We start from the raw sequence: 11820 nt of genomic DNA on the forward strand, positions 1-11820 counted from the left end.
ATGTAGTAGAGTAAATTCTACATTCTTAATTTGTTATGTATTTCCTCCTTATCTAATGATAAAGAGGATTTTTATATATTCCAAATTATAAATCTTATGAAATATTTATAAATTTATTAAATTAAGGTCTTTTTAAGACAATTTTAGGAGGAAAATACATGAGAAAAGCTATTTTAGTAGTTAGTTTCGGAACAAGCCATTTAGATGCGCTTAAGAATTCAATTGAAAAAATTGAAAATAAAATCAAAGAGGAATTCAAAGATTATGAAGTTTTTAGAGCTTTTACAGCTCATTTTATAATAAAGAAATTAAAGGCAAAGGATAATTTGGATATATTAACACCAGAAGAAGCCCTAGAAGATTTGAAATCTAGAGGATTTGAAGAAGTTATAGTGCAGCCGCTTCATATAATTCCAGGAGAAGAATTTGATTACATCAAAGGTGTTGTGGAGCAAAGGAAAAATGATTTTAAAGATCTTAAGCTTGGAAGACCAATATTTTTTTATCAAGGAATGAATGGATTACCAGAAGATTATTCTTTATTTATTGAAAGTATTAAAGATGTTTTCGAAGGTGAAGAAAGTGTAATATTATTTGGCCACGGTACAGAACATCCATCTAATGCAGTCTATGGAATGCTGCAAACTGTTTTGGTAGATGAAGATTATGAGAATGTTTTTGTGGCAACAGTAGAAGGATATCCAACAGTTGAAAATGTAGTAAAGAAGCTAAAGAAAAAGGGAATAAATAAGACAAAACTTGTTCCTTTATTACTTGTGGCAGGTGATCACGTAAAGAATGATATGGCATCAGATGAAGAGCATTCGTTAAAGACTAGGCTTCAAAAAGAGGGAATTGAAGTGAAGTTACATATGCACGGACTTGGAGAGGTTGATAAATTTGATGGACTTTATATAAATAGAATTTATGACTCAATTGAGAATAAATATATAAATGCTGGAAGGACTAAAAAACTTAGATAATCTAGTCTTACAGTTGCAAAATTCTTTGCAGGTAGTTAGGTAGAGTTTAAAAGTCTTTTTAGTACAGAAAGGAAAATAATATGAGGTCTATAATTATATCTTCCAATTGCAGCGGAGGAGGAAAAACTACTTTTACTCTTGGGCTTATGAAAGTACTTAAAAGTAGAAATTTTCATGTACAAGGTTATAAGGTAGGACCGGATTATATAGATACAGCATTTCATAAAGCAGTCACAGGGATAGCTTCAAGAAATCTTGATACTTTCTTAATGGGCGAAGAAGGTGTGAAAAAAAGTTTTCAAAAAGGTTCTGGAAATATTGGTATAATAGAAGGTGTTATGGGATTATATGACGGAATTGGAGCAAGTGAAAAAGGTTCCACTTATCATGTCTCAAAACTTTTAGGAAATATGCCAATAGTGCTAGTGCTGTCTCCTAAGGGGCAAAGTGCAAGTATATGCGCTGAAATTAGCGGTTTTAAAAATTATAAGGATGCTAATATTGTTGGGGTCGTATTAAATTCTGTAAGTGAAAAATATTATAATTTATTAAAGTATGCAATAGAAAAAAATTGTAATATAAAAGTTTTTGGATATATTCCTAAAACGCCAGAAATAGCATTAAGCAGCAGGCATTTAGGGCTTGTTCAGAGTATGGAAATTCTTAATCTTGAAGAAAAATTAGATTTATGTGCAAATTTAATGGAAAAGTATGTAGATATAGATGGAATTATAAATGCAACTCAAGAGTATAAAATAAGTACAGATGGTGATCTTAATGATTCATTTAAAGAAGATGATAAACAAAAAAGTTTTGAAAGTTTAAAAGAAGAATCTAAAAATAGAAATTTTAAAATAGGAGTGGCTTTAGATAAGGCGTTTAGTTTCTATTATAAAGATAATTTGGAAGCTTTAGAAAACTTGGGTGAGGTAGTTTATTTTAGTCCAATCAATGATAAAGAATTGCCACAAAACTTAGATTTCTTATATATAGGTGGAGGATATCCAGAAGTATTCAAAAAGGAATTGGAAAACAATTATTCTATGAGAAAAAGTATTAAAGAAGCCTTAGATGAAGGCTTGAGATGTTATGCAGAATGCGGTGGACTTATGTATCTTACAGAATCAATAGATGGATCAGAAATGGTTGGTTTTTTCCATGGAGATAGCACAATGACTAATAAGCTTCAGAATTTTGGTTACTGTAAGGTTAAGATAGACAACAAATGCTTTGATAATAGGAGCATAGAAGATAATGAATTTGAAATTAATGCCCATGAGTTTCATAAGTCAAAGGTAGATTTATATGAGGACAATGTATATGAAGTAGAAAAAACTTTATATAATGGGGAAGTATTAAAGTGGAAATGTGGATACTTTAAAAATAATACATTAGGAGGATATGCCCATATAAACTTTCTTGGAAATGAAAAATTATTAAAAGCGTTGGTTAACTTTTTATAGAAGGTGTAATATCAATAAGAAAATATGGTAGATTTGTTGGGGGGAGCGTAATGAGAAAACGTAGTATACTTCTCAGTATAAGCATTATAATTATTATTGTTTTAGCTTTTGGCGGTTGTATTTATATGAATATAAATGGCCTGCCTTGGAAGATCAAGGAAACAGAAGTGTTTACACAGACGTATTTAAGCAAAAAGTACCCAGATTTAAAGTATAAAATTAATAGAGCTTACTATAATTCAAAATCTGGGAAGTATTTATGTAATGTTAGTGCTGAAGAAGATACCCCAGTAACATTTAGAGTGACAATGCTTAATAAAGAGAGTGGTGAAGATAATTATTTTGAAAGCAAGGTTAATCTTGAGGCTAAAAATATGGTCACAAGCTTAATTGAAGAAAATGAACCTAGCATAAAGATAAAACAAATTTCAGTATTAGAAGATGCTGGAGCTAATGCAAATAGTAAGAGTTATGATAAGTACACAAGTTTTATACCAGGAGATTCATATCCTCTAAAAATAGATATAAGATGGGAAAGTGATAAAGTTTCTTTAGAAGCTTTTGTAGACAAAGTATTGAGAATTAGAGAAAGTTTAAAAAATAGAGATATAGCAGTATGCGGCCTTGATGTTATTGATGATACCAATAACTATAGTATTGATTTATCAGGAAGAGAAGTAAATGGGAAAAAAGAAGGCAACTATAATTTTACAAAGGACCAGATTATAGACGATAAAATAGCTTATGAAATGGAAAAGTAAATTATTAATGGATTTATTAAACTTGGAAAGAGGTGAGTTTGGTGAGGTGTTTGTTAAACCCCTCGCTAAAAATATATGGAATATTTAAAAAATCCTATGGGAATTGAAGAAAAAAGTTTTGAGATTATTGGTAACGAGATGGGGGCGCATTCATTTAGTGAAGAAGAACTGCTTATAGTTAAAAGAACTATTCACACTACTGCAGACTTTGAATATAAAGATTTGGTAGAAATAAGTGAAACAGCAATTGAAACTGCAAAAGATATTTTTAAACAAGGTGCAAAGATCTACACGGATACTAATATGGCCTTAAACGGAATTAATAAAATGGCCTTAGCTAAAACTAATAGTGAAGTTATCTGCTATGTGAATGAAGAAATAGTTCATAAAGAAGCAAAGGAAAAAAATATTACTAGAAGCATGGCAGCGGTTGAAAAAGCTTGCATGGACAATGTAGATATATTCGTTTTTGGTAATGCACCAACAGCACTTTTTAGGCTTAAAGAGTTAATAAAAGAAGGAAAGGCAAAACCAAAGCTTATAATAGCGGCGCCAGTAGGGTTTGTTGGAGCTGCAGAAAGTAAGGAAAATATGGATGAGCTTAATATACCTTACATAAGAATTAAAGGAAGAAAAGGTGGAAGCACTGTTGCAGCAGCAATAGTTAATGCCCTTATGTACATGGTGGTTTCAAGATAATTAAATTTATTAGATTAAAGATAGTTAAAAAGTTAATGATGTCAGGAGGTGATTTTTATGTTTGAAATGTACGTTGATGTAGATGGAAAAAGGTTAAGATGTGGATATACAACAGGTTCTTGTAGTGCTGGGGCAGCAAAAGCAGCAACAATTATCTTATTTAATAAAGAGAAAAATCTTAATGAAATAGAGATTGCAACTCCTAAAGGAATTGATGTAACAATGCCTATAGAATTAATAGAAAAATTTGATGATTATGTTGAGTGTACTATTTTAAAAGATGGTGGAGATGATCCTGATAACACTCATGGAATAGAAATAAAGGCAATGGTTAAAAAGATTAAACGAACAGATAATAAAACAGTTCCAAATGAAGACTTGCAAAAGTTTGATAGTGCTTTAGTTGAAGATAGCAGGGCAGAAAAAGAAGATGAGTTAGAAAGCGTAGTGCTTAAAGGAGGAACAGGAGTTGGAATTGTCACTAAGGATGGGCTTTTTATTCCTAAAGGACAAGCGGCTATTAACCCTGTTCCTAGAAAGATGATAAAAGAAGAAGTATTAAAAGTGTTACCTCCTGGAGAAAGAGTTGAAGTGATAATTTCAGTGCCTCAAGGAGAAAAAGTAGCAAAAAAGACTTTTAATCCTAGGCTTGGGATTGAAGGTGGGATTTCTATTCTTGGGACAACAGGAATTGTATATCCTATGTCAGAAGATGCGCTTAAAGCTTCCATAAAGATAGAAATTACCCAAAAAGCAATAAATAATGAAAGATTAGTTTTAACTTTTGGAAATTTAGGCGATAATTATTGTAAGGAACTTGGGTTTAAAGAGGAAGAAGTGGTAACATGTTCAAATTTTATAGGATTTGCATTAGAGACTTGTGTTTCATGTAAAGTTAAGTCTATTATAATAGTTGGACATATAGGAAAGATGAGTAAAATAGCTTATGGATGCTTTAATACCCACAGTAAGGTCAATGGAGTGAGGCTTGAAGTTATTGCATTAGAACTTGCACTTCTTGGATATGATATGTCACTTGTGAAAAGAGTGCTTGAGGAAAAGACATGTGAAGGTGCAGTTAAAATGCTTGGAGATGGATATGACAAACTCTATGAGAACATTGGAAATAAAATAGTTCAAAAAATCAAAGAGCATGTTTATGGAGAGTTAGAAGTTGACGCTGTAATGTATTATGGCGCATCAAATCCGATTTTATTATGGAAGTCCATTAAGGATAATTAATAATAAGGTTCAATATAAATTTTAGGATAGTTCATTAGATTATGGATTATGTAAATATTTTAGGGATTAATATTAAAAAGTTAATTAAGCTTTCATAGGGGGACACAAAAATGATTTATATTGTAGGGCTTGGTCCTGGACACAGGGATTATATTATGCCTAAGGCCTTGGAAATATTAAAAAAATCTAATATAATAATAGGCTTTAAAAGAGCGTTGGATTCCTTAGAGTTTGTAGATAATAAAAAATTATATATAAATAAGCTAAGTGATATTAACGAATATATATGTGATGAGAAAAATAGAAGTATGATTATTTCGATTGTTGCATCTGGTGATCCAACTTTTTATGGGATAACAAATTATATAAAAAGTAAAGCAACTTTAGAATTTCAAGTAATACCAGGAATAAGTTCTTTTCAATATCTGACATGTAAATTAAATATGTCATGGAATAATGCATACCTAGGAAGTTTACATGGAAGGAAAGAAGACTTTTTGACTGTAGTTAATAATCACGACTTAAGCATTTGGCTTACAGATAAAGAGAATAATCCTGCTATGTTATGTGAAATTTTGCATAAAGAAAAAGTTAGATGTAAAGTTGCAATAGGAGAAAATTTATCCTATGAAGATGAGATTATAACTAATGGGACTCCAGAGGAATTTATGAATAAAAAATATGATTCACTGAGTGTGTTTATAGTAGATAGAACAAGTCGATAGAACTTATAATGATTTTTGTGTGACGTTGACGTTTGATTAATACCTGAAATAGAGGAGGAAATTTTCATGGTTTTTATAAAAGATGACGAGTTTATTAGAGGAAACTGCCCAATGACAAAGGAAGACATAAGAATACTTTCAATTGCGAAAATGAATTTAACAGATAATTCTTTAGTACTAGATGTTGGAAGTGGTACAGGGAGTATTACAGTTCAAGCTGCTAAAATTGCAAAAAACGGTAAGGTGCTTGCAATAGAAAAAAATTATGAAGCATATGAAATTACAGAAACTAATGTGGAAAAATTTGAATGTGATAATGTAAAGATTTTAAATAAAGAAGCAAGTAGAGTACTGGATACTTTGATTTTTCAAGGTTTAAAATTTGATTCCATATTCATTGGAGGCAGCAGCGGGCATTTAGAGGAAATATTACTTAAGGTAAATGCAATCGTAGTAAAAAAAGGCACGATAGTTATGAATTTTATTACCTTAGACAATGCATACAGAGCAATTGAGGTAATGAAGAAACTAGATTATAAAATTGAAATTTCATTAGTTAATATAAGTAAAAACCGTGAAGATACTTTAATGATGATAGCTAATAATCCAATATATATAATTCAATGTATAAGGAATTAAGTATAATTTAATAAAGATTTTTAAGATAAAATAATACATAGTTGTTATAAATAAAAGTGTATAAATAAAGATAATATGATATCAGTAACTAGAATTAAAATAATAATATATACATATGTAGTTACTTAGGAAGAGAGGAATTATAAAATGGCAACATTATACGGAATAGGTGTAGGACCTGGGGATACTGAACTTTTAACTGTAAAGGCAGTAAGAACAATAGAAAGGTGTCAAGTTGTAGTCGCACCATCTGCTACTGAAGGTGGGGAAAGCATTGCGCTTGAAACAGCTAGAGAATATATAAAACCAGGTACCGAAGTTATTGTAAAGCATTTTCCAATGGGGAAGAAAGATAGAGTAATAAAAGCATTGGAGGCTTATGAATTTATAGAAGCAAGGCTTAAAGAAGGAAAGGATGTTGCATTTTTAACTATTGGAGATCCGTATATTTACAGTACATATAGTCATATGTTAAAGCATGTTAGAGATTGTGGATTTGATGTTCAAACAATTCCTGGAATAACGTCTTTTTGTGCGGCTGGGAGCTTAGTTAATAGGACTTTAGTTGTAGGTGACGAGAAGCTAGTGGTTATGCCAGCTACTAAAGTGAAGGAAATAACAGATGAAAAGTTTGTTGTAATAATGAAAGTATACAAGCATGAAGAAGAAGTTATAAATACATTAGAAGAAAAAGGCTTTGATTATGTTTATGCAAGTAGAGTAGGCAGAGAGGGAGAGACTGTTTTAACTGAAAGAGAAGAAATACTAAAACTTAGAGATTATATGTCTTTAATAATAGCAAACAGGGAATAAATATAATAAAATATTAGTTAATTTAATATTAAAAAAGGAGTGTTTTAAGCATGATTTATTTTATAGGGGCAGGTCCTGGAGCAGCTGATTTAATAACAGTTAGAGGTCGTGATTTATTAGAAAGAGCAGATGTAGTAATATATGCTGGTTCTTTAGTTTCAAAAGAACATTTAGAATATTGCAGACCAGACGTTCAAATCTACAATTCTGCTAATATGACTTTAGAAGATGTAATGGAAATAATGACAATGGAAGAACAAATGGGGAAATTAGTTGTAAGGCTACATACAGGTGATCCATCAATTTACGGAGCTATAAGAGAGCAAATGGTTGAACTTGACAGGGTTAGTATACCTTATGAAGTTGTTCCAGGTGTAAGTTCATTTACAGGTGCGGCTGCAGCTATAAATAGAGAATTTACTTTACCAGGAGTATCACAAACTGTAATTTTAACTAGGATTGAGGGAAGAACTCCTGTTCCAGCAAATGAGGATCTTGAAACATTGGCATCTATTGGAGCATCAATGGCTATATTTTTATCTATTTCAATGATAGACAAAGTTGTTGAGAAACTTAGAAAAGGGTATAAAAAGAATGTTTCAATAGCTGTAGTTGAAAGAGCTACATGGCCTGATCAAAGAGTAATTATGGGAACTCTTGATGATATAGCAGAAAAAGTTAAGGAAAATAATATTACTAAATGTGCACAAATATTAGTTGGAGATTTTATTGATAGCGATTTTGAAAAAAGCTTGTTATATGATAAGAGCTTTTCGCATATGTTCAGAGACGCTGAGGATACAAGTAATGAATCTAAATAATGAAGAACTATCTAAAAAGTCCCAAAATGAGGCGATAAATTCACTTAGTAAAAATATAAGTATAATTTGTCCATCGCCTAGGGGAAAAGAGATAGCATTGAAGCTTAAAGAAAGCTTTAATGGAAGATTATATATAAAAGAAAATAATTCATCACAAGATCAGATTAATAATTGTAAGTCAGAAATGAACACTTTTGCATATGGTGAAGATTTCAGTTTAAAGACTATTACGAAAGAAGCTATGAATAATTCAGAAGGTATTATATTTATATCTTCAACAGGAATTGCAGTAAGAGCAATAGCTCCATTTCTTGAAGGCAAGGATAAGGATCCAGGAATTGTAGTAGTTGATCTATCATGTAAATATGCAATAAATATATTAAGTGGACATTTAGGTGGAGGCAATGAGCTTACTTATAAGGTATCAGAAATATTAAATTCTATGCCTATTATAACCACTGCAAGTGATAATTTAGGGCTGATTGCCCCAGATATTTTAGCTAAAGAAAATAATTTAATTATTGAAGATTTAAAAAAAGCTAAATATATGGCGGCTCTTCTAATTAATAAAAAAATAATTGGAATTAAAGATGATTATAATATAATTAAAATCAGTAATGGATACGAAAAAATACAGTACCTAAGGGAGGATTGTATTTGGATAACTCATTGTTTAAAAAGTAGTAATAATGAAGAACTTGAAAAAACTGATTATTCTAAGATACTTAGACTTATAAAAAAAGATATAGTTTTAGGTATCGGTTGTAGGAAAGGCACAACTTATGAAAAATTATATGACTTTGTAAATGCAAATTTAATAAAATATAATTTGGATATAAGAGCAGTGTCATGTATTGTTTCGGTAGATATTAAAGCTAATGAAGAAGGTATTATAGAATTAGCAGAAAGAATTAATTGTCCATTCAAAACTTTTAGCAAAGATGAAATAAAAACAGTTCAAGATAAATATGATAAAAGTGAATTCGTATTTAAAACACTTGGAATAACTGGGGTTTGTGAGCCTTCTGTTGATCTTGCAGGTGCAGAGGTTATTATAAGCAAAATAAAGCATGAAGGTATGACATTAGCTATAGGGGTACTCAAAAACATATTGGAATAAGTTTTAAAATCAATCCTTCATGTTCATGCATTGGAAAAGTATGCTATAATATAGCTGATGAAGCATTTATTTTAAAAAGTAGGGGAGAAGAGAATATGACGATTTTGGACATGCTAAATAAAATGAATGAGAATAATAAATTAATGGCTAAATCATTAGAAATTATTAAAGACAATTATACAAGTTTAGTAAATGACAATTATGAATTGACTCTTGATGAAAATAGGGAATTAAGTGTAAAGATTCCTAGTCTTGAAAGAAGAAATGAATATGTATATAAAAGTGTGGCTGAGTACCCTTATCCATTAATTATGTGCATGAGAATCTCAGAAAGTAGTAATGTTGAAAGATATAACTATATGTTGTCTAAATTCATGGATTTATATAGAGATAAGTTGGATTTGTTATTTAAGGATGTACATATCGTTGATACATTAAAGGCGAAAATAGTAAAAACTAAAGATAGAATAGATTACGTAACATATTATTCAATAGCTACAGGAGCTATTGGTGCAGTACTATTAATTATATTCAATTTTACTAATAATGTAAAAAATGCAATTACAATAGGAATTATAGTTTTTTTTATTCTTGCATTATTCATGCAGATTACAAAAGAAAGCCAAGTGAAAAAGATAGTTGATGCATATATAAGTTTAATAAAAACAGAATGGTATCAAAAAGAATTAAACAAGCAATATACATACCTTTGCAATTTTATAGAATAATATAAATTCATTTTCATTAAATAAATATCATATACAAAAAAACTTACTAAAAATTTAATTAGTAAGTTTTTTTGTATTTAGGAAATTATAATGTAATTAAATCAGCAGATAACTTTTATATTAATCTATTTTACTAGGGTTAAATAGATTAATATAAAAGAATAAAAAATGTCATTATACTATGATTAAATATTTTTTCTTAAAGATGATGATTCAACAAATACAAATTTATCAGGTCTATGACGAGATTCTGTATATTCAAAAAGTTTACCCGAATCAGTATAAGCATATGTTTTTACGACAGCAACACAATCATATGTACCTAAATCTAAAAATCTTTTATCTAATTCTGTTGCATGTTCAACAACAATAATCTTTTTTGAAGCAAGAATTTTTGTGTTTAAATCTTTTTCAATATATTCATATACGGAATTTTGAGCAATTTCTATAGTCAAATCTTTTGCTACATCAGCACTAAAATAATTTACATCAAGGATAATTGGTTCATTATCATAAAATCTTATTCTATGAAGGTGATATACTTCAGTATCTAATTTTAAAGCAGTTATTCTTGATAAGGATTCATCTATAGTTATTTTTGAAAAATGAACAACACTAGTAGTGAATTTCTTTTTTGTATGTAATTCTTGTAAGCCAAGTAGATTACCAATAGGAAGTTCTATTGATTCTCTGCTTTCTAATATTATTACGCCCTTACCTTTAACGCTTTTAACATATCCATCTTTACTCAATTCATTAATTGCTCTTCTAACAGTATTTCTACTACATTTAAATTTATCAACTAGTTCCATTTCCGTAGGAAGCATCATAGAATTATCATACTTACCATTATCTATATTACTTTTTAATATGTGATATATATCTTTGAATTTTACATTAGGCAAAGTTAACACTCCCTTAAGTTATCTTGGGGTATATATGCTGCAATTGGATTTCTACATTTTATACTTAATTGAGCGTTTATCTAACTAAAATCTTAAATGTAAATTTATTATTGTAGCATATATAAAATATTTGTACTTTTATAGTTTTCAATGAATATATTATACTTTATTTTTTTTAATAAGTTAACTAAATAATTAAAATAATAAGGTGATAAATTACTTGGTGTAATTTATTAATGTATGATAATGTAAGTCACTCCAACACCTAAAAAATTTGCACTATATAGATAAACAACTTAAGAATTCGATTTATACTTTGCAATAAATATCATACTAGAAAGTAGAAACATTTTTATGCAACAGGCATTGAAAATGAGCTGTTAAAAGGTCTTAATTGTAGGTTGTTCCATTGATGCTTGTCACAATGAAATTGGGAGCAAGCATTAGTGGTGCAACCTGCAATTTAGCACTTTCAGCAAAATTTTCATAGTCCTGTGAAATAACAATGCTTTTACTTTCGGTGGATTATTGCATAAGTCTAGGTTATATATTGTTTATCTATATAGATGACCAATTTTAAAACTGAATTTATATGGTAACTTACCGAAATTATAAATATTTTGGTTATGAAAAGCTATGAAAATATATTTAGGATTTCTAGTGAAGATATGAATTTGAAACTTTAGCAGATCTGTAAATTTAAACTTGATTTAAGAGTTATTAAAATGATAGAAAATCTTAAATTTGAATAGGTTATTTGAACAAATTTAAAATATGTTTAAACATATTTTAAATTTGTTCAATGCTATAAGATGGCTTAAATGCTGAATACTAAACATTTTCAAGAAATTTGTTTAAACAAATGTTAAAAATATTATTGACTATATGTTTAAAATAGATTATGATGATATTGTAAACATT

12 protein-coding genes are annotated in these 11820 nt (G+C 29.3%); 11 read left to right on the forward strand and 1 reads right to left on the reverse strand.

Annotation, left to right across the window (positions count from 1 at the left end; translation table 11 throughout):
- Positions 1 to 158: 158 nt before the first annotated feature.
- From PZA12_RS11940 to PZA12_RS11990, 11 genes are all read left to right on the forward strand, one after another.
- Positions 159 to 983, forward strand: coding sequence for a sirohydrochlorin cobaltochelatase (locus tag PZA12_RS11940; RefSeq protein WP_078115679.1), 825 nt, complete (start codon positions 159 to 161; stop codon positions 981 to 983).
- Between the two features lie 80 nt (positions 984 to 1063).
- Positions 1064 to 2446: a cobyrinate a,c-diamide synthase gene (locus PZA12_RS11945; RefSeq protein ID WP_078115678.1), complete on the forward strand. Its 1383-nt coding sequence runs from the start codon at positions 1064 to 1066 to the stop codon at positions 2444 to 2446.
- A gap of 50 nt (positions 2447 to 2496) precedes the next feature.
- Positions 2497 to 3207 (forward strand): hypothetical protein, encoded by a 711-nt coding sequence (locus tag PZA12_RS11950; RefSeq protein WP_103699111.1) that lies wholly within the window; start codon positions 2497 to 2499, stop codon positions 3205 to 3207.
- Positions 3208 to 3282: 75 nt separating this feature from the next.
- A complete protein-coding gene (locus PZA12_RS11955) occupies positions 3283 to 3906 on the forward strand; it encodes a precorrin-8X methylmutase (protein ID WP_078115676.1) in 624 nt (207 codons plus the stop codon).
- A 57-nt stretch (positions 3907 to 3963) separates the two neighbouring features.
- The gene (gene cbiD / locus PZA12_RS11960; protein ID WP_103699110.1) at positions 3964 to 5148 is read left to right on the forward strand and encodes a cobalt-precorrin-5B (C(1))-methyltransferase CbiD; all 1185 of its coding nucleotides are present in this window, start codon (positions 3964 to 3966) and stop codon (positions 5146 to 5148) included.
- 110 nt (positions 5149 to 5258) lie between these two features.
- Positions 5259 to 5873 carry a precorrin-6y C5,15-methyltransferase (decarboxylating) subunit CbiE gene (gene cbiE, locus PZA12_RS11965; protein ID WP_078115674.1) on the forward strand — a complete coding sequence of 205 codons (615 nt, stop codon included), beginning with the start codon at positions 5259 to 5261 and terminating at the stop codon, positions 5871 to 5873.
- A 66-nt stretch (positions 5874 to 5939) separates the two neighbouring features.
- Positions 5940 to 6512: a precorrin-6Y C5,15-methyltransferase (decarboxylating) subunit CbiT gene (gene cbiT, locus PZA12_RS11970; RefSeq protein WP_077839741.1), complete on the forward strand. Its 573-nt coding sequence runs from the start codon at positions 5940 to 5942 to the stop codon at positions 6510 to 6512.
- A 147-nt stretch (positions 6513 to 6659) separates the two neighbouring features.
- The gene (locus PZA12_RS11975; protein ID WP_012058531.1) at positions 6660 to 7325 is read left to right on the forward strand and encodes a cobalt-factor II C(20)-methyltransferase; all 666 of its coding nucleotides are present in this window, start codon (positions 6660 to 6662) and stop codon (positions 7323 to 7325) included.
- 50 nt (positions 7326 to 7375) lie between these two features.
- Positions 7376 to 8146, forward strand: a complete 771-nt coding sequence (gene cobM, locus PZA12_RS11980) for a precorrin-4 C(11)-methyltransferase (protein ID WP_041897259.1) — start codon at positions 7376 to 7378, stop codon at positions 8144 to 8146.
- Positions 8133 to 9266 carry a cobalt-precorrin 5A hydrolase gene (cbiG, locus tag PZA12_RS11985; RefSeq protein WP_103699109.1) on the forward strand — a complete coding sequence of 378 codons (1134 nt, stop codon included), beginning with the start codon at positions 8133 to 8135 and terminating at the stop codon, positions 9264 to 9266. Before cobM ends, cbiG begins: the two co-directional genes overlap by 14 nt.
- A gap of 95 nt (positions 9267 to 9361) precedes the next feature.
- Positions 9362 to 9994, forward strand: coding sequence for a hypothetical protein (locus PZA12_RS11990; RefSeq protein WP_077844972.1), 633 nt, complete (start codon positions 9362 to 9364; stop codon positions 9992 to 9994).
- A gap of 185 nt (positions 9995 to 10179) precedes the next feature.
- On the opposite strand, the gene PZA12_RS11995 is transcribed toward PZA12_RS11990, so the two are convergent.
- Complete coding sequence (locus PZA12_RS11995) at positions 10180 to 10899, reverse strand: UTRA domain-containing protein (RefSeq protein ID WP_077839744.1); 720 nt, start codon at positions 10897 to 10899, stop codon at positions 10180 to 10182.
- Positions 10900 to 11820: the final 921 nt, after the last annotated feature.

The organism is Clostridium beijerinckii, assembly GCF_036699995.1.
Classification (GTDB): Bacteria; Bacillota; Clostridia; order Clostridiales; family Clostridiaceae; genus Clostridium; species Clostridium helianthi.